Genomic DNA, 21,146 nt, shown 5'->3' with positions numbered 1-21,146 from the left:
AGGGAAGGTACGCTCTCGCCGTGCGTCCCCCGTCGTCTATGCGTCCCAAGACCAGCCCGCCCCGTCCGCTGACCGGGCTCGCGACCATGCTCGACGCCGATTCCGGCACGTCGAGGTCGCCCCATGCCGCCCTGACCGGCGTCACCATCGATTCCCGCGCCGTGCAGCGCGGCGATCTCTACGTGGCGCTGCCGGGCAACCGCGTGCACGGCGCGACCTTCGCCGCCGAGGCGATGGCGCGCGGAGCCGTGGCCGTCCTCACCGACCCGGCCGGGCGGGAGGCCGCCGTGGCCACCGGCCTGCCGGTGCTGATCGTGCCCGACCCGCGCGCGCTGCTCGGGCAGGTCTCCTCCTGGGTCTACGGTCAGCCGGCCCACGACGTCCAGGTGATCGGGGTGACCGGCACGAGCGGCAAGTCCACCACCACCTTCATGGTGGAGGCCGGCCTCCGGGCGGCCGGCCACACGACGGGCCTGGTCGGCGGCGTCGAGATCGCCGCCGGAGACCTCCGCTTCGAGCCCACGCTGACCACGCCGGAGGCCCCGCAGCTGCACGCCCTGTTCGCGCTGATGCGCGAGCAGGGGGTCACCGCGGCCACCATGGAGGTCTCCAGCCACGCGCTGGCGCTCGGCCGGGTCGACGGCATCTTCTACGACGTCGCGCTGTTCACCAACCTCTCCCAGGACCACCTCGACTTCCACAAGGACTTCGAGGACTACTTCGCCACCAAGGTCAGGCTGTTCCAGCCCGAGCTGAGCCGCGTCGGCGTGACCAACATCGACGACCCGCACGGCCGGGAGCTGCTGCACCGGGCCAAGGTGCCGATGACCACGTTCTCGGCGCTCGGCGACCCGGAGGCGGAGTGGCGGGCGCTGGAGGTCCGGCTCGGCGCCGACGGCAGCGCGTTCCGGGTGGCCGGCCCCGGCGGGGTCGAGGCCGACGCGCAGATCTCGCTGCCCGGCCCCTTCAACGTCGCCAACGCGCTCGGCGCGATCGTCTGCCTGGTGGAGTCGGGGGTGCCGCTCCAGACCGCCGTGCACGGCGTGGGCAGCCTCACCGGAGTGCCCGGGCGCATGCAGCGCATCACCTCCGCCGAGGAGGAGTTCCAGGCGCTCGTGGACTACTCCCACAAGCCGGGCGCCGTGGAGTCGGTGCTGCGCTCGCTGCGGGAGGTGACCGCGGGCACGCTGACGATCGTCCTGGGCTGCGGCGGCGACCGCGACACCGGCAAACGCCCGATCATGGGCGAGATCGCCGCCCGGCTGGCCGATGTGGCGATTTTCACCAACGACAACCCGCGCTCGGAGGATCCGCTCGCCATCCTGGCCGCGATGATGGAGGGAGCGCTCGGCGTTCCGCCCCGCGACCGCGCCCATGTGATCATTGAGCCCGACCGTGCGGCCGCGATCGACCTGGCCGTCGGCCGGGCCGGCCGCGGCGACGTGATCGTCGTCGCGGGCAAGGGTCACGAGCAGGGCCAGTACGTCTCAGGCGAAGTGATCCCGTTCGACGACCGTGAAGTGGTCGCCGAAGCGATCGACGCACGCAAGGAAAGCAGGAAGCACCGATGATCCCGTTGCCGCTGGCCAGGATCGCCGAGATAACCTCGGGCGCCCTGTCGGGCATGGCAGACCCCCGCGCCGTGGTGCGCGGGCCCGTAGTGATCGACTCACGCGCGGTGGAGCCGGGATCGCTGTTCGTCGCCCTTGCCGGCGAGCGGGTCGACGGCCACGACTACGCCGCGCAGGCGATCCGGGCCGGCGCGGTCGCCGTCCTGGCCTCCAGGCCGGTCGACGCGCCGGCGGTGATCGTCCCCGACGCCGCGGTCGCGCTGGCCGAGCTGGCCGCCGCGCAGACCGCCGCGCTGCCGCAGGCCACCGTGATCGGCGTGACCGGCTCGGCGGGCAAGACCAGCACCAAAGACCTGCTGGCCAGGCTGGCCGGCCGGATGGGCCCGACCATCGCGCCCGTGGGCAGCTTCAACAACGAGCTCGGCCACCCGCTGACCGTGCTGCGCGCCGACGTCGACACCCGGTTCATGGTGCTCGAACTGGCCGCCCGCAACATCGGCCACATCAAGGACCTCACCCGCATCGCGCCGCCCACGATCGGCGTGGTGCTCAACGTCGGCACCGCGCACCTCGGCGTGTTCGGCGGCAAGGAGGCCATCGCCAAGGCCAAGGGCGAGCTGGTGGAGGCGCTGCCGCGCACCGGGGTGGCGGTGCTCAACGCCGACGACCCGCTGGTGTCGCAGATGGCCTCGCGCACCGACGCGCGCGTCACGTACTTCGGGCGCGGCGAGGGCGCGGCCATCAGGGCCGAGCAGGAGACGGTCGACGGGCGCGGGCGGGCCTCGTTCACGTTGCGCACCCCGTCCGGGGCCGCGCCGGTCACGCTCCAGCTCTACGGCGCGCACGCCGTGGAGAACGCCCTGGCCGCCGCAGCCGCGGCCTACGAGCTGGGCCTGCCGGTCGCCACGATCGCCGAGGAGCTGTCGGAGGCCACGCCGCGCAGCCGCTGGCGCATGGAGGTCACCGACCGGCCCGACGGCGTCACGGTGGTCAACGACGCCTACAACGCCAACCCCGACTCGATGCGGGCCGCGTTCGACATGTTCGGCGTGATGGGGCAGGAGCGGCGGCGGTTCGCGGTCATCGCGGCGCTGCGCGAGCTGGGCGAGGAGAGCGCGGCGCTCAACGCCGAGCTGGGGCGGCTGGCGGGCGGTTCCGGCCTGACGGGCCTGGTCGTCGTCGGCCCCGACGCGGGCCCGGTGCTGGAGGGCGCGAACGAGGCGGCCTCGGCCGCCGCGGGACCGCCAGGTGGCGGAGGGCCATATGCTCCCCAGATGACCCGGATCGTACACGTCCCTGATGCCGAGGCAGCGGCGGCCGCACTGGCCGGCCTGCTGCGCCCCGGCGACGCGGTGCTCGTCAAGGGCCCCCGCGCGATGGGCCTGGAACGCACGGCGGAGCTCCTTCTCGGAGGTGCCGCTCAGTGATCAACATCGTCATCGCCGGCGCGGTGGGCCTGGTCCTGTCGATGCTGGGGACCCCCTTGGCGATCAGGCTTTTCTCGCGGCGCGGCTACGGCCAGGAGATCCGCGAGGAGGGTGTCCAGGCCCACCTGGGCAAGCGCGGCACCCCCACCATGGGCGGCATCGTCTTCGTGCTGGCCGCGCTGCTCGCCTACGGCGGCTCCCACCTGGCCACGCTGTCGCCGCCGACGGTGTCGGGCATGCTCGTGCTGTTCCTGATGACCGGCCTCGGCGCGGTCGGCTTCCTCGACGACTTCATCAAGATCTACAAGCAGCGCAGCCTGGGCCTGCGCAGCGGCGCCAAGGCCCTCGGCCAGCTCGTCGTCGGCGCCGTGTTCGCCGTGCTGATCACCCGCCAGCCCAACGTCTACGGCATCACCCCCGCCGAGACCCGGCTGTCGTTCCTGCGCGACATCGGCCCCTCGATCGGCATCGTCGGCTTCACCATCTGGGTGCTGTTCATGATCGTCGGGTTCTCCAACGCCGTGAACCTCACCGACGGCCTCGACGGCCTGGCCAGCGGCGCGACCGGCGTCGTGCTCGGCGCGTACGTGCTGATCGGCAACTGGCAGCTCCGCAACAACTGCATCGACCAGCTCGGGCCCAACTGCTACTGGGTGCGCGACCCGCTCGACCTGTCGGTGGTGGCCGCGGCCGTGCTGGGGGCGCTGGTCGGGTTCCTGTGGTGGAACGCCCCGCCGGCGAAGATCTTCATGGGCGACACCGGCTCGCTGGCCCTGGGCGGCGTGCTGGCCGGCCTGGCCATCGCCACCCGTACGCAGCTCCTGCTGATCATCCTGGCCGGCCTGTGCGTGATCATCACGGCGTCCGTCATCATCCAGGTCGGGTTCTTCAAGATGACCGGCAAACGGGTGTTCAGGATGGCGCCGCTGCAGCACCACTTCGAGCTGAAGGGCTGGGCCGAGACCACGATCGTGGTGCGGTTCTGGCTGATCGCCGGGCTCTGCGCGGCGCTCGGGCTCGGGCTGTTCTACGTCGAGTGGATGCCCAAGCCATGACGTTGACGTGCGTGGCCGGGCTCGGCGTCTCCGGCACCGCGGTGGCCAGGGCGCTGGCCGGACGCGGCGAGCGGGTCGTGGTCGTGGAGGCCGTGGAGGGGGAGCGGCAGCTCGCCGCCGCGGCCGAGCTGGCCCGTGCCGGGGTCGAGACCAGGTTCGGCGAGATGGTGCTGCCCGAGGGCGCGACCAGGCTCGTCACCACCGGCTGGGCCCCGCACCACCCGCTGGTCGCCGCCGCGCTGGCGGCCGGCGTCGAGGTCGTCGGCGAGGTGGAGCTGGCCTGGCGGCTGCGCCCGCCGCACGCCGCCCCCTGGCTCGCGCTGACCGGCACCAACGGCAAGACCACGGCCGTGCGCATGCTCACCTCGATCCTCCAGGCCGCCGGGCTCGACGCCCTGGCCGTGGGGAACGTGGGCGTCCCGGTCGTCCGCGCCGTCGCCGAGCCGTACGACGCCCTGGCCGTCGAGCTGTCCAGCTTCCAGCTCCACTGGTCCAGCACCCTGGCCCCGCACGCCGCGGCGATCCTGAACATCGCCCCCGACCACCTCGACTGGCACGGCTCCATGGCCGAGTACGCCGCCGCCAAGGGCCGCATCTACGAACGCGCCGGCACCGTGATCTACAACGCCGACGACCCCGAGTGCGCCCGCCTGGCCGAGCCCTACGAGGGCGCCGTCGGCTTCACGCTGCGGGCGCCGCGCAGCGGCCAGATCGGCGTGGTCGAAGACCTGCTGGTCGACCGGGCGTTCGTGGCCGACCCGGTCGAGGCGGCCGAAGAGCTGGCCACGTTCGCCGACATCCGGCCCCTGGCCCCCCACAACGTGGCCAACGCCCTGGCCGCCGCCGCCCTGGCCCGTTCGCTCGGCGTGCCGTCCGAGGCCGTACGGCTGGGCCTGCGCGCCTTCAAGCCCGACCCCCACCGCCTGTCCCACGTCGACCGGGTCAGCGACGTCGACTACGTCGACGACTCCAAGGCCACCAACCCGCACGCCGCCGCGGCCGCGCTGAGCGCCTACCCGTCGATCGTGTGGGTGGCGGGCGGTCAGCTCAAGGGCGCCGACGTCGACGACCTGGTCCGGCGGGCCGCGCCCCGGCTGCGTGGCGCGGTGCTGCTGGGCGCCGACCGCGCGGCGATCGCCGAAGCACTCGCGCGACACGCGCCGAATGTCCCCGTCGTGGACATCCCGGGCCAAGACACTGGTGTGATGGACACCGTCGTCACCGAAGCCGCGCGCCTGGCCTCGCCCGGGGACACCGTGCTGCTCTCCCCAGCGGGCGCCTCGCTCGACATGTTCCCCGGCTACCCGGCACGAGGGGAGGCCTTCGCGCGTGCCGTCCACGAGCTGAGGCGGCGGCGTGAGCAGTAGCACCGGCACCGCCGGCGCGCGTCCGGCCGCGGACAAGCCCAAGACGCGGTCGAAGGCCCAGGAGGGCCCGGCGAGCTGGGTCCGCGAGCAGCGCGCCGTGCTGAAGGAACTGCTCGACAAGCCGCTGACGACCTACTACCTGATCATCATGTGCAGCGCGCTGCTGCTCGCGCTCGGGCTCATGATGGTGCTGTCGGCCTCCGCGATCGAGGCCCAGCAGAAGACCGGCAACCCGTTCTCGTGGTTCATCAAGCAGTCGCTGTCGGCCGGCGTCGGCGTGCCCGTGATGTACGCCTGCTCGCGCCTGCCGCCGAAGTTCTTCCGCTGGGCGGGCTACCCGCTCATGGCGCTGGCGGTGCTGGCGCTGGTCATGGTGCTGTTCATCGGCGAGTCCGAGCTGGGCGCGCAGCGGTGGATCTACCTCGGCCCGTTCACCCTCCAGCCGTCCGAGCCGGCCAAGCTGGCGCTCGTGCTGTGGGGGGCCGACCTGCTGGCCAGGCGGGCCAGGCAGGGCCGGATCGAGTGGCGGCAGATGCTGATCCCGCTCATGCCCGGCACTGCGATCCTGGTCGTCATGGTCCTGCTCGGCCGCGACCTCGGCACCACCCTCGTGCTCTTCATGATCTTCCTCGCGCTGCTGTGGGTGGTGGGGGCGCCGATCAAGCTGTTCGGCGGCATCCTGGCCCTGGCGGTGCTGGCCGCGGTCATCATGATCAAGGTGGAGCCGTACCGGATGGCGCGCATCGGGGCCTTCCTCGACCCGTGGGCCGACGCCCAGGGCGCCGGCTACCAGGCCGTGCAGGGGCAGATCGCGATGGGCTCGGGCGGCTGGTTCGGCCTCGGGCTGGGCAGCAGCCGCCAGAAGTGGAGCTGGCTGCCCCACGGCGAGAGCGACTTCATCTTCGCCATCCTCGGCGAGGAGCTGGGGCTGATGGGCACGCTGATGGTGGTGGCGCTGTTCGGCCTGCTCGGCTACGCGGGGCTGCGGGTCGCGGTCCGGGTGAACGACGGCTTCGTCCGTCTGGCCGCGGCCGCCATGGTGGCCTGGATCGTCGGGCAGGCGACCGTCAACATGGGCGCCGTGCTCGGCGTCCTGCCCATCACCGGCATCCCGCTGCCGCTGGTCTCCTACGGCGGATCGTCCCTGCTCCCCACGCTCGCGGCGCTGGGCATCCTGCTGTCGTTCGCCAAGCGCGAGCCCGGCGCGCGCGAAGCCTTGGCCGCGCGTGGCCCCGGACCCGCCGCACGGGGCCTAAGCTGGCTTGGCCTGGGGGGTACGTCCAGAGGCCGAGTGAGACGTTAGGGAGTGACCGAGATGAGGGTGGTCCTCGCCGGTGGGGGGACGGCCGGGCACATCGAGCCCGCGCTCGCCCTTGCGGACGCGCTGCGCCATCTTGACCGGAGCGTCGGCATCACCTGCGTGGGCACCGAGCGCGGCCTGGAGACGCGGCTCGTGCCCGCCAGGGGCTACGACCTCGAACTGGTGCCGGCCGTGCCGCTGCCCAGGGCGATCACCCCGAGCCTGCTGACCGTGCCGGGCCGGCTGGCCGGGGCGATCAACGCCGTGTCGGGCGTCCTCGACCGGGTCGGCGCCGACATCCTGGTCGGTTTCGGCGGCTACGTCGCCACGCCCGCCTACCTGGCGGCCAAGCGCAAGGGCCTGCCGATCGTCGTCCACGAGGCCAATCCCCGTCCCGGCCTGGCCAACCGGCTGGGCGCCCGGCTGACCGACCACGTCTTCACCGGCTTCCCCGACGCCGCGCTGCCCAAGGCCGAGTTCATCGGCACCCCGCTGCGCCGCGAGATCGTCACGCTCGACCGGCTGTCCACCGGCGACAAGGCGCGCTCCTGGTTCGGCCTGGAGAACGACCGGCCCACGCTGCTGGTGTTCGGCGGCTCGCAGGGCGCCAGGTCGCTCAACCAGGCCGCGCTGGCCGCCGCGCCGGTGCTGCGCCGGGCCGGCATCCAGGTGCTCCACGTGCTCGGCCTGAACAACACCGTCGAGCACGAGCCGCCGCCCGGCGACCCCCAGTACGTGCTGCTGCCCTACGTCGACCGCATGGACCTCGCCTACGCCGCCGCCGACGTCGCGCTGTGCCGCAGCGGGGCCCTGACCTGCGCCGAGCTGACGGCCGTCGGGCTGCCGGCCGCGTACGTGCCGCTGCCGCACGGCAACGGCGAGCAGACCGTCAACGCCGAGCGCGTCGTGCGCGGCGGCGGTGGCCTGATGGTCGACGACTCCGACCTGTCACCCGATTGGATCATCCAGAACGTGCTGCCCATGCTCCACGACCCCGAACGGGTCGCCGTCATGTCGGAGGCCGCCTCCCGGCTGGGGCGCAAGGACGCCGATATCATGCTTGCCAGGAAAGTGTTGGAGATAGCCCGATGAGTCTCGTCAAGCTGGTCGATCCCGTAGCCGTCGAAGACCTCGGCCGCGTGCACTTCATCGGCATCGGCGGCGCGGGCATGTCAGGCATCGCCCGTATCCTGCTCAAGCGCGGCGTCCGCGTCACCGGAAGCGACGCGCGCAGCTCCGAGCTGGTGACCGAGCTGCGCGAGCTGGGCGCGACCGTGCACATCGGGCACGCCGCCTCCCACATCAGAGACGTCGACACCGTGGTCGTCTCCACCGCCATCCGCGACTCCAATCCCGAGCTGGGCGAGGCGCTCAAGCAGGGCCTGCGGATCATCCCGCGGGCCGCCGCGCTGGCCTCGGTGATGGCCGGCCGCACCGGCGTGGCCATCGCCGGCACCCACGGCAAGACCACCACCACCTCCATGCTGACCGTGGCGCTGCAGAAGTGCGGCGCCGAGCCGTCCTACTGCGTGGGCGGCCAGCTCGTCACCACCGGGCTGGGCGCCGACGAGGGCACGGGCCGGGTGTTCGTGGCCGAGGCCGACGAGAGCGACGGCTCCTTCCTCATGCTGGCCCCCGACATCGCCGTGGTGACCAACGTCGAGGCCGACCACCTCGACAACTACGGCGACCCGCGCGCGGTGCACGACAGCTTCGCCCGCTTCGCCGACCGGGTGGGCTCGCTGCTCATCGTCTGCGCCGACGACCCGGGCGCCGCCGAGCTGGTCGGGCGGGCGCGCGAGCGCGGGCTGCGGGTCAGGACCTACGGCGAGCGGGGCGAGGACTACCGGGTGACCGGCGTGCGTCCCGACGGCTTCGGCACGGTGTTCTCCATCGAGGGCAGGGGAGACGTGCGGCTGGCCGTCCCCGGGGCGCACAACGCCCTCAACGCCACCGCCGCCATCGCCGTGGCCGACGAGCTGGGGCTGGCGTTCGAGGACATCAGAGACGGCCTGGCGGCCTTCACGGGGGCCAAGCGGCGCTTCGAGGCCAAGGGCGAGGCGGGCGGCGTCGCGGTGTTCGACAGCTACGCCCACCACCCGACCGAGCTGGCCGCCGACCTGCGGGCCGCGCGCGACGTCGTGGCCTCCTACTCGGGCACCGGCCGGGTCATCGCGATCTTCCAGCCCCACCTGTACTCGCGCACCCGCTTCTTCGCCGACGAGTTCGGCGCCGCGCTCGGGCTGGCCGACGAGGTCATCGTGCTCGACGTCTACGGCGCGCGGGAGGATCCCGAGCCGGGCGTGTCCGGCGCGATGGTCGCCGGGCGTGTGCCGCTGCCCGCCGAGCGGGTGGCCTACGCCCCCGACCGGGCGGCGGTGCCCGACCTGGTGGCCGGGCGGGCGCGTCCGGGTGACATCGTGCTGACGATGGGGGCGGGCGACGTGACCGAGCTCGGGCCGCAGCTCGTGGCGCGCCTGTCCTGAGCCGTACGGGCGTGGCGGGCGGGTGCCGGGCGGCCCGGCGGCGTACGTTCGAAGCCGGCGGGCGAGGAGGGCGATGAAGGCGCGTAACGCGTTCCTGGTGCTGTTGACGGCGGGGGTGGTCGGCTCGGCCGCCTGGCTGGTGTTCTTCTCGCCGGTGCTGGGCGTGCGGTCGATCGAGATCGTGGGAAATCTCACAGTCACCAGCGAGCACATCAAGCAGCAGGCCGCCGTGCCCGACCTGCATCCGCTGGCCACGGTCGACCTGGCCGACGTCCAGGCGCGCGTGCTCGGCATCCGGCAGCTCGCGACGGCGAAGGTCGACCGGGTGTGGCCGGGCACGCTCAAGATCGAGGTGGTCGAGCGCGAGCCGGTCGCGGTGATCCCCGCGGGCGGCCGGTTCGCGGTGGTCGACAAGCAGGGCGTGGTGATCGAGGTCAAGGACACGTCGCCGTTCATGCTGCCGTTGCTCAAGGTCGACCGGCCGGCCGCGGGCGACCCGGCCACCATGGCGGCGCTCCAGGTCGTCCAGGCGTTGCCGCCCGTGGTGGCGGGCAAGGTCCGGCAGGTTCGCGCCGCCTCGGCCGAGGGCGTGACGCTGGAGCTGTCCGACGGCCGTACCGTCCTGTGGGGCGGGGCCGACAGGGCGGAGGAGAAAGGCCGCATCCTGGTCTCGCTCCTGGGCCGCAAGGCCACCCTGTACGACGTCAGCTCTCCCGACGTCGTGACCTTGAAGTGATCACGAGTGTCAGGGTCTGGCAACTCCGTGGCAAGGGCATCGCGTGCCTGTGCGAGGTGGGGGTCGCGGCGTGAGAGCCTGTAGATCGGAGCTTCGGCACAGGAAGGCCCCGACCAGGCGCGACTTCGGAGCGAATCGGACAGCCCGCGACACGCCGGACGTGCTTGCGGCGCGGTTAGTTGACCCGCCTGGTAGGGGCCTCCTACTGTCCGTATCAATCCTCAGGTTGACATAAATCTAAATCTCAACCTGAGGTTGAGAGTTACGAAAACTGAGAAAAAGCGGAGACGATCCGCACCGAAATGGCAAGTCAACGAGCGGAAAGGCCCCTCGTCGTGGCAGCACCGCAGAACTACCTCGCGGTCATCAAGGTCGTCGGCATTGGCGGCGGCGGAGTGAACGCCGTCAACCGGATGATCGAGGAGGGACTCAAGGGCGTCGAGTTCATCGCCATAAACACCGACGCCCAGGCGCTGCTGATGAGTGACGCCGATGTGAAACTCGACGTGGGCCGCGAGCTCACGCGCGGACTGGGCGCCGGAGCCAACCCCGACGTGGGGCGCAAGGCGGCCGAAGACCACCGTGAGGAGATCGAGGAGGTCCTCAAGGGGGCCGACATGGTCTTCGTCACGGCCGGCGAGGGCGGTGGCACGGGCACCGGCGGCGCGCCGGTCGTGGCCAACATCGCCCGGTCGCTCGGCGCGCTGACGATCGGCGTGGTGACCCGGCCCTTCAGCTTCGAGGGGCGGCGTCGCGCCTCGCAGGCCGAGGCCGGCATAGAGACACTGCGCGACGAGGTCGACACCCTCATCGTGATCCCCAACGACCGGCTGCTGTCGATCTCCGACCGGCAGGTGAGCGTGCTCGACGCGTTCAAGGCGGCCGACCAGGTGCTGCTGTCCGGTGTCCAGGGCATCACCGACCTGATCACCACGCCCGGCCTGATCAACCTCGACTTCGCCGACGTCAAGTCGGTCATGTCGGGTGCGGGCTCGGCGCTCATGGGCATCGGCCACGCGCGCGGCGACGACCGGTCGGTCGCCGCCGCCGAGATGGCGGTCTCCAGCCCGCTGCTGGAGGCGAGCATCGACGGCGCCCACGGCGTGCTGCTGTCGATCGCGGGCGGCTCCGACCTCGGCCTGTTCGAGATCAACGAGGCGGCCCAGCTCGTGTCGATGGCCGCCGCGCCCGACGCCAACATCATCTTCGGCACGGTCATCGACGACGCCCTCGGCGACGAGGTGCGGGTCACCGTGATCGCGGCGGGCTTCGACGACGTGCCGCCGCCGGTCGAGAAGCCGCTGCCGAGGCCCGCGGCCCGGCCCGCCGCGCAGCCCGCTGCGCCGGTGTCGTCCTCGGCCCTGCGGCCCGGCGTCCCGGCCTCGCCCAGCGTGAAGTCCGAGCCGCCCGCGCCGCGCCCCGAGCCGAGGCCTGAGCCGCGTGCCGAGCTCCGGTCGGAGCCGCGCCAGGAGTTCAGGCCCGAACCGCGGCAGGAGTTCCGTCCCGAGCCGCGCCCCGAGCCTCGCCCGGAGCCGCGCGAGTTCAGGCCGGAGCCGCGTCCTGAGCCCCGCCCGGAGCCGCGTCCGGAGCCGGTGCGCCCGGTGGAGTCGGTCCAGCCCGCCGAGCCCGTCGCCGCCCTCGGCGACGACGAGCCGCAGGCCCCCGTCTCCATCCCGAGGCCCACGCCCGAACCGGCCAACCCGCCCACGCCCATCACCTCCCGCATGTCGGAGCCTCCCAAACGTCCTCGGGTGATCTTCGAGGAGCAGGAGGAGGAGCTCGACGTCCCCGACTTCCTCAAGTAGCTCACCACCCACCGCCGCTCCCCGCAGGCGTACGGGAGCGGCGCCGTCGTGTGTGCCGGGAACCGACCCGCGGCACGGAAAGGGGGCCATCGTGGCGTACGGCGTGCAGGCCGAACGGCGAGGCGATGGAGGCAGGGAGAGGGAGTCAGGCGTGCGTAGGGACGAGATCGCGGCCGGTCTCACCGAGATCGAGGCCCGCATCGGCGCGGCCTGTCATGCGGTGGGCCGCGACCGCGGCGAGGTCACCCTGATCGCGGTGACCAAGACCAGACCGGCCGACGACGTGCGCATCCTGTGCGAGCTGGGCGTGCGCGACGTCGGCGAGAACCGCGACCAGGAGGCCGCGCCCAAGGCGCACGAGCTGGCCGGCCTGCCGCTGACGTGGCACTTCGTGGGCCAGCTGCAGACCAACAAGGTGCGGTCCGTCGTCGGGTACGCCGACGTGATCCACTCGCTCGACCGCCTCCGGCTGCTGGAGGCGATCAGCAAGGAGGCCGTGCGGCAGGGCCGCAAGGTCGGCTGCCTGATCCAGGTGGCGCTCGACGACGACCCCTCCAGGGGCGGCGCCCGGCCCGCCGACGTGCCGGCGCTGGCCGACGAGGTGGCGCTGGCCGACGGCGTGTGGCTGGGCGGCGTCATGGCGGTCGCCCCGCTGGGGGTGGAGCCAGCCCGCGCCTTCGCCGTGCTGCGCGACGTCGCCGGCCGCGTCCAGGAGCAGCATCCGCGGGCCACGATGGTCTCCGCGGGCATGAGCCAGGACCTCGACGAGGCGGTCGCGTACGGTGCGACACACGTGCGGATCGGTACGGCGTTGCTCGGTCGTCGCAGGCCCTTCGTCAGGTAATGTCCCCTCAAGTGGGTCTTCAGGCCCATGATCAAGTAGAGGTCGATCCGCGGTGAGCTCCAAGGGGGTACGGCTGCCGCCTCGGCCCCGGCGACGGGTCCGAGCCAGTGCGACCATGAGCAGGAGGACGACGTAGCGATGGCCGGCGCGATGCGCAAGATGGCGGTCTACCTCGGTCTCGTGGAGGACGACCGCTACGAGAGGTACGAGACCTACACCGACGAGTACGCCTACGACGACGATGTCCAGCGGACCGGCGAGGAACGGCCCGTGGCGGTCCAGGACCGCGACGAGGAGGCCGACTCCGCGGTCCCCGCGCCCAGGCCCGCCACGACGATCCTGGAGCGCCGCACGACCGACCTGGCGCGCATCACGACCCTCCATCCCCGGACCTACAACGAGGCCCGAACCATCGGAGAGCACTTCCGCGACGGCACCCCGGTCATCATGAATCTGACCGAAATGGTTGACAGCGACGCGAAGCGGCTCGTGGATTTCGCGGCAGGTCTGGTCTTCGGCCTACATGGAAGCATTGAACGTGTTACCAACAAGGTGTTCCTGTTGTCCCCTGCCAATGTCGAGGTGACCGCCGAGGACAAGGCCCGAATCGCGGAACGCGGGTTCTTCAACCAGAGTTAGAGTCTCTGTATGTCCATCGCACCCAACCGGGCCCACGCGCGGCCGGGAGGGCACACCAGAAGTGGAGGCGCGGCCGGGCCGTGGAGATCGTGAGTGGGATCTTGGTCGTAGTCCTGTCTCTGTATTTGGTACTGCTCATCGGCAGGATGATCTTTGAGACGGTGCAGGCGTTCGCCCGGCAGTGGCGGCCTTCCGGGGTCGTGCTGGTGCTGGCGGAGGCCACGTACACCGCGACAGACCCACCTCTCAAATTCCTCCGCCGTTTCATTCCCCCGCTCCGGTTGGGTACGGTGGCCTTTGACCTAAGCTTCACTGTCCTGTTCATCGTCGTGCTGATCTTGATCCAGATCGCTGGGTCACTGGGCGGCCGGTGAGGCGGGCTGGTGGGGTGCCGGTCGTGATCCAACTCGTGTCCGCGCTGAAGTGATTCGGGTTCACCGTCCCTCCGGACAGACTCCAAGCGCGCCAAGGAGACCAAAAAATGCCGCTGACGCCCGCTGATGTGCGGAACAAGCAGTTCAGTACCACCCGGCTGCGGCCGGGCTACGACGAGGAAGAGGTCGACGCCTTCCTCGACGAGGTGGAGGCTGAGCTCGACCGCCTGATCCAAGAGAACGAGGAGCTACGCGCCAAACTGGCCGAGTGCCTGCGTGGGAAGGTGCCGGGCGGCATGGGCATGCCCATGGCCTCCGCCCCCGTCCAGGAGCAGCCGAAGCCGGAGATGATGGCGCCGCCGCAGCCGGAGCCCATGCGGGCCCCCGAGCCGCAGCCGATGCGAGCCCCCGAGCCGCAGCCCGTGGCCATGAGCATGCCTCCCGCCGAGGACAACATGGACACCGCGGCCCGCGTGCTGGCCCTCGCCCAGCAGACCGCCGACCAGGCGATCGCCGACGCCCGCCGGGAGGCGGACGAGACGGTGACCCGCGCCCGCCGTGAGGCCGACGAGATCCTCACCAAGGCCCGCCGCCAGGCCGAGCAGGTCATCGGCGACGCCCGTGCCCGCGCCGAGACGCTCGAGCGCGACGCGCAGGAGCGCCACCGCCAGGCGATGGGCTCGCTGGTGCAGACCCGCGACGAGCTCGAGCGCAAGGTCGAGGAGCTGCGCAGCTTCGAGCGCGAATACCGCAGCCGCCTCAAGCTCTACCTGGAGAACCAGCTCGCCGAGCTCAACGTCTCCGCCGAGGGCAGCGGTGGGTTCCCGGTCATGTCCGGTCCGCAGGGTCAGGCTCCCGCCATGTCGCACGCGGTTCCCCAGGGTGGCCAGCAGCCTCTCCCCGGTGGCCCCAACCCGTTCGGCGGCGAGGCTCCGCAGGGCGCCTTCCCCGGCGGCGACGGTCCGCACAACGACCGCCGGTAAAGTAACGGGTCACTAGGACCTGTCACTCGAAAGAGCCCCCTGTGATCCTTATCAGTGCTGGTTTGGTGCTCGCGGCGGTCGTGTTGCTGATCGCGGGCTTCGTACTGGCTAAGCCGTTCCTGATCATGTGGTCCATCGTGGTCAGCGTGCTGTCCGCGCTGTTCCTGGTGATCGGGGCGTTGCTGCGGCGTCACGAGCTGTTTCCCGGTGGTGGGCGGGCCGCTGCGCCGGCCACCCCTCCGGCCCCGCTCCCGCCGCCCGGCCTGCCGTACAACCAGACCGGTCCTGCCGGGCCCCAGCCGCACCCGCGGCCACAACCCCACCCGCACCCGCAGACGCTTCAGCGGACCGCCGTTCCGGCCTCCGCGCCTCGCCGCCCCGCGGCGAGCGGCATCTCGCCGGACGCGATCGTGATGGTGATCCCGGGCCGCAGGAGATACCACGTGCCGGGCTGCCGCCAGCTGGCCGGACGGGATCACGAGGAGCTCACCTACGAGGAGGCACGCGAGGAGGGCTTCACGCCCTGCACCACGTGCCTTCCGGACGCCGCGCTCGGCGGACGGCAGTTGCCGCCTGCCGCCGACCCCGAGCCCGTCGTCGCCCCCGGCCCCGCCGCCACCCCCTCCGCCGTGGCGGAGAGCCGGGCCGAGACCTCCGCGGAGACCCGGGACCTGCGCCCGCCGGTCGTACCGCCGAAGCCCGACACGAAGGCTTCCACCCCCACCCCGGAGCCCGCCGCCTCCAGCGAGGAAGGCCCGACCGGGTGGTTCGGCCGTCCGGCCGCCGCCGCGCAGGCGAGCGATCCGGCCAAGTCCCCCTCCTCCGCCGCCGCGCCCGATTCCGGGGCCGGTCCGGATGACGAGCAGGGGGAGATCCAGACTTCCTACTTCCGGCCGCCGTCGGAGCGCGAGCGGCCCGCGCGTCCCTCTTCGCCGGACGACGCCAAGGGCCCGTCGGGCGCCCCTTCGAGCCCTGCTGCGGCCTCCAAGGGTTCGCCGGCCTCGAAGCCGCCCAAGAGCCCGTCCATGAGCCCGTCCAAGAGTCCGTCCGAGAGCCCGGCGGCTTCGGGTGCGGCTTCGGCTCCGGCGTCCAAGGGGGCGGCTTCGGCCAAGGCCGGTGCGGGTGCGGCGACCTCGGGTCAGAAGGGCGATGACGCGGCTGATTCCGGGAAGTCGGCAGAGAGCGCGCAGGGCAAGCCGTCCGCGGCCGCCCGGCCGTCGCCCGCCGCCCGGCCCGCCGAGCAGCCCGCCGCACGCCCCGCCGAGCAGCCCGCCGACGACGGTGACGACGCCTCCGACCCGGACACGGCTCCGCAGCCTCGCGTGACGTCCTCCGGGCTGCCGGTCCAGCCGGAACCGGAACCCTCGGGTGGGGCTGCTGGGGCGTCCGAGCGGCCTTCTGGGGCTGCGCCGGCCCCTTCCGCCCGTCCGACGGGGGCCACCGCCCCGGCGCCGAAGACCGAGAGCAAGGACACCAAGCCCGGCAAGGAGAGCGCGGCCAAGGGCGAGACGTCCGGTGCCGAGCCCGGCGACAAGCCCGGCAAGGCGGGTGAGGGCTCGAAGGGCGAGACCGGCGGTACGTCCGGTCCGGGCGGGCGCCCAGGGACGGTCAAGGTCATCACCGGCACCCGTCGCTACCACAGCGCCACCTGCCCGCTGATCAGGGGCGCGGGGGAGACGGGCGTGGAGATCATGACGATCCCCGAGGCCGAGGACGCCGGTCTGACCAGCTGCCCGGTGTGCCAGCACGACCGCGAGACGGCCAAGTAACACCCGACCGCCCCGGGCCCGCTGCGCTTTCGCCAGCGGGTCTTCGGGGCTCATGACGTTCGCGGGGGGGCGTCAGGGGCGGGGGCGGTGGGGGCGGGGCGGTGCAGGCGGGTTAGCCACGGGTGGGTGGTGTGCTCGGTGCGCAGGGCCGCTGCCAGCCAGTGGCGCCGGCTGTCGTCCAGAAGTGGCAGGACGGTCTCGAAGTCGATCTCGTCCTTCGGGCGGGGAGCCGTGGACTTGTAGAGGAGCTGCACTTCCGGTGCGAGGTGCCGGAAGCCGTTCCGCATGATTGTCAGGTCTGTCAGGGGACGGCGGATCCGCGGGTCGCGACGGTAGATCCACTCGTCCCCGGCGGCCTCGTCGAGCATGAGCTGGAAGCGCCAGGGGGCGTCGGGGTGGTCGCGTACCCAGATGTCGTGGGCGGAGGCGGGCAGCAGCTCGTCCACGGGCCAGGGTCGCAGGGTGCCGGGGGTGATCGCGGCGTGCACGTCCCAGCCGGTCAGGAGGCGCCGGACGGCGAGCTGGTCGCGGCGCAGCAGTGCGATGTCGACGTCGTCGTGCTCGCGGTACGCGCGTCCGGCGGCCAGTTCCAGCGCGTGGCCGCCGGCCACCCACCAGGGCGCGGCCAGCCCGCGCAGCAGCGCGACGACCTCCTCCAGGGGCGCGGCCTCCCAAGGACCCCACGGCGTGTCGATCCACGTCATTCGGCCATTGTCCGCCCTTCGCCGGACGAGCGGGGTTCGCGTGTTCCCCGCGTCGGGAGAAGCCGGAAACCTGAGAAGAGGTACGAAGCTGCGGCCGCCACGCTGCTCAGCGGGCAGACTTCACTGCGCTCTCCACGCGGCCGCCGTCCTGCTGGTGGACTTGGCCATGACGGGCTCGGCGTGCGGGGCGGGCCACACCTGGATCAGGTACTCCTCGGCGGGGGCGCCGTCGTCCCGCGGGTCGCCGTCGTCGCGGTTGCGTCCGTGGACGCGCAGCCGGTAGTCGCCGGGGCCGGGCAGTTCCAGCTGTTCGGCCGGGTCGGCGCCGCCGTCCGTCGTCGCGAAGTCCATGAACGCGGATCGCCAGGCGACGGACACCTCGGCGACGTCCTGCCAGCCGTCGGTGGTCAACGGCGGGGCGGCGTCCCACAGTTCGGCGGTGACGCCGATGTCGCCGATCTCCTGGCCGCACACGATGCGCGCGCCGTCGCCGTCGGGGTCGGCCTGGACCAGGCCCGTCGCGGTCATGTCCCACTCGAGATCCGTCACGAGCCCTTCGCCGGTCAGGTCGACGGTGGACGCGTCCACGAACACCTGACCGGAGGCGCGGCGGATCAGAGTCGGCACGGGACCAGATCCTTTCGGAATGCGAGCGGAGGCAGGCGATCACCGCTACCAGTTCAGGGGCGCGCACGTCGGGGGCGCCACCGAGGTGATCGGTGGCGCCCCCGCGTGGTCGCCGGTCGGATCGCGGCCTGGGTCAGGCGCGGCGCAGGTGGAACGTCAGGCCCAGGTCCTCGTCGTGGTGGGCCGGGAGGTCCTCCTGGGCGCCCTCGGTGAGGGACGTGGCCAGGACCTCCTCGGCGACCGTTCCGCCGCCGGAGCGCAGGGCGGCGGCCAGGTCGGGCGAGGAGGCGGTCCACCACAGGTCGATGCGGTCGGTGATCGACAGGCCGGAGGACTTGCGGGCCTCCTGGACCAGCCGGATCACCTCGCGCAGCAGGCCCGCGCGGCGCAGCTCGTCGGACAGCTCCAGGTCGAGGGCGACGGTCTCGCCGGTGCCGGTGCCGATGGCGCCGGTCTCCACGGCCCAGCCCGCGCGCGGCTGCTCGGTGACGATCACCTCGTCGGGGCCGAGCATGATCTCGCCCAGCTCGTCCGCCTCGATCATGACGGGGGTGCCGCCACGCAGCGTGCGGGCCACGCGGGTGGCGTCGGCGGCGGTCACCGCGGCGGCCACCAGCTTGGTACGCGACCCGAACCGCTTCCCGAGCGCCCGGAAGTTCGGCTTCACCGTGTACGACACGAGATCGGCGTCGAATCCGGACATGTCCTCAAGGTCCTGGACGTTGAGCTCGTCCGCCACCAGCGCCCGCAGCTCGGCGGGCAGCGACGGCCAGCCGTGCGCACCGACCAGCGCCCGGCGCAGCGGCTGCCGCGTCTTCACGCCGGAGGAGGCACGCGCCGAGCGGCCCAGCTCGACCAGCCTGCGGACCAGGGCCATCTGGTCCGACAGCGCCGGATCGAGCAGGTCCTCGCGCACCTGCGGCCAGCTGGTCAGGTGGACCGAGGAGGGCGCGCCGGGCGCGCGCAGCACGTCCCAGAGGTAGTCGGTGACGAACGGCGTGATCGGCGCCATCAGCCGGATGACCGTCTCCAGGCACTCGTACAGGGTGGCGAACGCCTCGCGCGAACCCTGCCAGAAGCGGCGGCGCGAGCGGCGGACGTACCAGTTGGACAGGTCGTCGAGGAAGTCGGCCAGGCGGCGGCCGGCGCGCTGGGTGTCGTACTCGTCCAGGGACGCGGTGACCTCGGCGACCGTCCGGTGCAGCTCGGCCAGCACCCAGCGGTCCAGCAGCGGACGCTCGGCGGCCGGCGGAGCGGGCTCGGACGGGGTCCAGGACTCGGCGTTGGCGTACAGGGTGAAGAAGGAGGAGGTGTTCCACAGGGTCAGCAGGACCTTGCGGACGATCTCCTCCAGGCCGTTGTGCCCCACCCGGCGGGCCGCCCACGGCGATCCGGAGCAGGCCATGAACCAGCGCAGCGCGTCGGCGCCGTGCTGGTCCATCAGCGGGATCGGCTCCAGGATGTTGCCCAGGTGCTTGCTCATCTTGCGGCCGTCCTCGGCCAGGATGAGGCCGAGGCAGAGCACGTTCTCGTAGGAGGACTGGCCGAAGACCAGCGTGCCGACCGCCATCAGCGAGTAGAACCAGCCGCGGGTCTGGTCGGTGGCCTCGCAGATGAACTGCGCGGGGTAGACGCCCTCCGGCTTGCCGTGCTCACCCCACTGCGCGAACGGCATCGAGCCCGAGTCGTACCAGGCGTCGATCACGTCGGGCACGCGGGTGGCGAGCGCGCCGCAGGAGGGGCAGTCGAAGCTCACGTCGTCGACGTACGGGCGGTGCGGGTCGAGCGCGGAGACGTCCTGGCCGGCCAGCGTGCCCAGCTCGGCCAGCGAGCCGACGCAGGTGACGTGGCTCTCGTCCGCCGAGCACACCCACAGCGGCAGCGGCGTGCCCCAGTAGCGCGAGCGCGACAGCGACCAGTCGACGTTGTTGCGCAGCCACTCGCCGAACCGGCCCCACTTGATGGTCTCGGGGAACCAGTTGGTGTTGGCGTTCTCCGACAACATCTGGTCCTTGACCGCGGTGGTGCGGATGTACCAGGACGGGAGCGCGTAGTACAGCAGCGCGGTGTGGCAGCGCCAGCAGTGGGGGTAGGCGTGCTCGAAGTGGCTGCCCCGGTACAGCAGGCCGCGCCGGCGCAGGTCCTCGGTGAGCTCCTCGTCGGCGTCCTTGAAGAAGCGGCCGCCGACCATGGGCACGTCGTCGAGGAACCGGCCGTCGGGGCCGATCGGGTTGACGATCGGCATGTCGTACCGCTTGATGACGGCCATGTCGTCGGCGCCGAAGGCGGGGGCCTGGTGGACCAGGCCGGTGCCGTCCTCGACGGTGACGTAGTCGCCGAGCACGACGTAGTGGGCGCCGGGGATGTCGACCAGGTCGAAGGGGCGGCTGTAGCGGGTGCGCTCCAGCTCGCGGCCGGTGCAGCGGGCCACCTCGGTGACGTCCTCGCCGAGGACGGACAGCAGCGGCTCGGCCACCACCAGCACCTCGCCGTCGGCGGTCCTGGCCGCGACGTAGGTGACGTCGGGGTGCACGGCGACGGCCGTGTTCGACACCAGCGTCCAGGGCGTGGTGGTCCAGATCAGCAGCGCCGCGCCCAGCTCGGCCAGCGGCCCGGACGTGACGGGCATGCGCACGAAGACCGACGGGCTGGACACGTTCTCGTAGCCGCCCGGCTGGCCCAGCTCGTGGTCGGACAGGCCGGTGCCGCAGCGCGGGCAGTACGGCGTGATGCGGAAGTCGCGGAACAGCAGCCCCTTGTCGAAGACGACCTTCAGCGACCACCACACCGACTCGATGTAGGACGGGTCCATCGTCCGGTACGCCTGGGACAGGTCGATCCAGTAGCCCATGCGCTCGGTCATCTGCTCGAACGCGTCGACGTGCCGCAGCACCGACTCGCGGCACTTGGCGTTGAACTCGGCGATGCCGTAGTCCTCGATGTCCTTCTTGCCGGTCAGGCCCAGCTCGCGCTCGATGCCGACCTCGACGGGCAGGCCGTGGCAGTCCCAGCCGGCCTTGCGCGGGACGCTGAAGCCGCGCATCGACTTGTAGCGCGGGAACAGGTCCTTGAACACCCTGGCCTCGACGTGGTGCACGCCGGGCAGGCCGTTGGCGGTGGGCGGGCCCTCGTAGAACACCCAGGCGGGGTTGCCGGCGTTCTGCTCGACGGACCGCTCGAAAATCTTCCCGTCCCGCCAGCGGTCGAGGACCTCGCGCTCGAGCGCGGGCAGGTCGACCTGCGCGGGAAGAGAGCGGAATGATGGGGAAGACATGTCGGGCGGGACCTCCACGCGTCGTCGGCCGGTTGTGGCGTGCGCGAAGGGACGAAGCCTCGCGGCTCCGCGGTACCACCCTTCTTGGCCTCCGGGGAGGCCCTCTTCATTCGCTTGCTGCCGGGTCTAGTGAGCTCTGCCGAGCCGTTCTTCCGGCGGCTCCGGGGTGATATCCCTCACAGCGG

17 protein-coding genes are annotated in these 21,146 nt (G+C 72.2%); 14 read left to right on the top strand and 3 right to left on the bottom strand.

Translation table 11 applies throughout. From position 1 onward, the window contains the following. The first annotated feature begins 38 nt into the window (after positions 1–38). The 14 genes from ACNF49_RS42250 to ACNF49_RS42185 all read left to right on the top strand — a co-directional run bounded on the left by ACNF49_RS42250 (position 39) and on the right by ACNF49_RS42185 (position 16,356). Positions 39–1,571: a UDP-N-acetylmuramoyl-L-alanyl-D-glutamate--2,6-diaminopimelate ligase gene (locus tag ACNF49_RS42250; RefSeq protein WP_357968498.1), complete on the top strand. Its 1,533-nt coding sequence runs from the start codon at positions 39–41 to the stop codon at positions 1,569–1,571. Continuing rightward, entirely contained in the window at positions 1,568–2,998 is a 1,431-nt protein-coding gene (locus ACNF49_RS42245; RefSeq protein WP_357968043.1) for a UDP-N-acetylmuramoyl-tripeptide--D-alanyl-D-alanine ligase, read from the top strand. The genes ACNF49_RS42250 and ACNF49_RS42245 overlap by 4 nt, the downstream gene beginning before the upstream one ends. Continuing rightward, positions 2,995–4,053, top strand: coding sequence for a phospho-N-acetylmuramoyl-pentapeptide-transferase (gene mraY / locus ACNF49_RS42240; RefSeq protein ID WP_352325068.1), 1,059 nt, complete (start codon positions 2,995–2,997; stop codon positions 4,051–4,053). The genes ACNF49_RS42245 and mraY overlap by 4 nt, the downstream gene beginning before the upstream one ends. Continuing rightward, positions 4,050–5,420: a UDP-N-acetylmuramoyl-L-alanine--D-glutamate ligase gene (gene murD, locus ACNF49_RS42235; protein ID WP_482941259.1), complete on the top strand. Its 1,371-nt coding sequence runs from the start codon at positions 4,050–4,052 to the stop codon at positions 5,418–5,420. The genes mraY and murD overlap by 4 nt, the downstream gene beginning before the upstream one ends. After that, positions 5,410–6,723, top strand: a complete 1,314-nt coding sequence (ftsW, locus tag ACNF49_RS42230; RefSeq protein ID WP_482941258.1) for a putative lipid II flippase FtsW — start codon at positions 5,410–5,412, stop codon at positions 6,721–6,723. Before murD ends, ftsW begins: the two co-directional genes overlap by 11 nt. 12 nt (positions 6,724–6,735) lie before the next feature. Continuing rightward, complete coding sequence (murG, locus tag ACNF49_RS42225; protein ID WP_352358438.1) at positions 6,736–7,812, top strand: undecaprenyldiphospho-muramoylpentapeptide beta-N-acetylglucosaminyltransferase; 1,077 nt, start codon at positions 6,736–6,738, stop codon at positions 7,810–7,812. Beyond that, on the top strand, positions 7,809–9,206 hold the full coding sequence (murC, locus tag ACNF49_RS42220; RefSeq protein WP_357968048.1) for a UDP-N-acetylmuramate--L-alanine ligase: 1,398 nt from the start codon (positions 7,809–7,811) through the stop codon (positions 9,204–9,206). The genes murG and murC overlap by 4 nt, the downstream gene beginning before the upstream one ends. A 73-nt stretch (positions 9,207–9,279) precedes the next feature. Further along, positions 9,280–9,942 carry a cell division protein FtsQ/DivIB gene (locus ACNF49_RS42215; protein WP_357968051.1) on the top strand — a complete coding sequence of 221 codons (663 nt, stop codon included), beginning with the start codon at positions 9,280–9,282 and terminating at the stop codon, positions 9,940–9,942. A 335-nt stretch (positions 9,943–10,277) separates the two neighbouring features. Beyond that, positions 10,278–11,747 carry a cell division protein FtsZ gene (gene ftsZ, locus ACNF49_RS42210; protein ID WP_482941257.1) on the top strand — a complete coding sequence of 490 codons (1,470 nt, stop codon included), beginning with the start codon at positions 10,278–10,280 and terminating at the stop codon, positions 11,745–11,747. A gap of 151 nt (positions 11,748–11,898) precedes the next feature. Next, on the top strand, positions 11,899–12,591 hold the full coding sequence (locus ACNF49_RS42205; RefSeq protein ID WP_357968054.1) for a YggS family pyridoxal phosphate-dependent enzyme: 693 nt from the start codon (positions 11,899–11,901) through the stop codon (positions 12,589–12,591). A 138-nt stretch (positions 12,592–12,729) separates the two neighbouring features. Beyond that, complete coding sequence (locus ACNF49_RS42200) at positions 12,730–13,230, top strand: cell division protein SepF (protein WP_357968056.1); 501 nt, start codon at positions 12,730–12,732, stop codon at positions 13,228–13,230. Between the two features lie 80 nt (positions 13,231–13,310). Next, entirely contained in the window at positions 13,311–13,604 is a 294-nt protein-coding gene (locus ACNF49_RS42195; protein ID WP_125630468.1) for a YggT family protein, read from the top strand. Between the two features lie 107 nt (positions 13,605–13,711). Further along, on the top strand, positions 13,712–14,587 hold the full coding sequence (locus ACNF49_RS42190) for a DivIVA domain-containing protein (RefSeq protein ID WP_352325076.1): 876 nt from the start codon (positions 13,712–13,714) through the stop codon (positions 14,585–14,587). Between the two features lie 62 nt (positions 14,588–14,649). After that, positions 14,650–16,356, top strand: coding sequence for a hypothetical protein (locus tag ACNF49_RS42185; RefSeq protein ID WP_482941256.1), 1,707 nt, complete (start codon positions 14,650–14,652; stop codon positions 16,354–16,356). 50 nt (positions 16,357–16,406) lie between these two features. Here the strand turns inward: ACNF49_RS42185 and ACNF49_RS42180 are convergent, their stop codons facing one another. From ACNF49_RS42180 to ileS, 3 genes are all read right to left on the bottom strand, one after another. Next, complete coding sequence (locus ACNF49_RS42180) at positions 16,407–17,060, bottom strand: nucleotidyltransferase domain-containing protein (RefSeq protein ID WP_482941255.1); 654 nt, start codon at positions 17,058–17,060, stop codon at positions 16,407–16,409. 120 nt (positions 17,061–17,180) lie between these two features. Then, positions 17,181–17,687 carry a hypothetical protein gene (locus ACNF49_RS42175; RefSeq protein ID WP_357968063.1) on the bottom strand — a complete coding sequence of 169 codons (507 nt, stop codon included), beginning with the start codon at positions 17,685–17,687 and terminating at the stop codon, positions 17,181–17,183. 133 nt (positions 17,688–17,820) lie between these two features. Then, positions 17,821–20,961 (bottom strand): isoleucine--tRNA ligase, encoded by a 3,141-nt coding sequence (ileS, locus tag ACNF49_RS42170; protein ID WP_357968065.1) that lies wholly within the window; start codon positions 20,959–20,961, stop codon positions 17,821–17,823. Between the last annotated feature and the right edge of the window lie 185 nt (positions 20,962–21,146).

The organism is Actinomadura sp. ATCC 39365, assembly GCF_054392275.1.
This window is presented reverse-complemented; position numbering and strand designations above follow the sequence as displayed.

Bases quoted from the DNA above. Each gene is read 5' to 3' on its own strand.
- ACNF49_RS42250 (WP_357968498.1), top strand. From the start codon at position 39: ATGCGTCCCAAGACCAGCCCGCCCCGTCCGCTGACCGGGCTCGCGACC.
- murG (WP_352358438.1), top strand. From the start codon at position 6,736: ATGAGGGTGGTCCTCGCCGGTGGGGGGACGGCCGGGCACATCGAGCCC.
- ACNF49_RS42215 (WP_357968051.1), top strand. From the start codon at position 9,280: ATGAAGGCGCGTAACGCGTTCCTGGTGCTGTTGACGGCGGGGGTGGTC.
- murD (WP_482941259.1), top strand. From the start codon at position 4,050: ATGACGTTGACGTGCGTGGCCGGGCTCGGCGTCTCCGGCACCGCGGTG.
- ACNF49_RS42190 (WP_352325076.1), top strand. From the start codon at position 13,712: ATGCCGCTGACGCCCGCTGATGTGCGGAACAAGCAGTTCAGTACCACC.
- ileS (WP_357968065.1), bottom strand. From the start codon at position 20,961: ATGTCTTCCCCATCATTCCGCTCTCTTCCCGCGCAGGTCGACCTGCCC.
- murC (WP_357968048.1), top strand. From the start codon at position 7,809: ATGAGTCTCGTCAAGCTGGTCGATCCCGTAGCCGTCGAAGACCTCGGC.
- ACNF49_RS42180 (WP_482941255.1), bottom strand. From the start codon at position 17,060: ATGACGTGGATCGACACGCCGTGGGGTCCTTGGGAGGCCGCGCCCCTG.
- ACNF49_RS42245 (WP_357968043.1), top strand. From the start codon at position 1,568: ATGATCCCGTTGCCGCTGGCCAGGATCGCCGAGATAACCTCGGGCGCC.
- ACNF49_RS42200 (WP_357968056.1), top strand. From the start codon at position 12,730: ATGGCCGGCGCGATGCGCAAGATGGCGGTCTACCTCGGTCTCGTGGAG.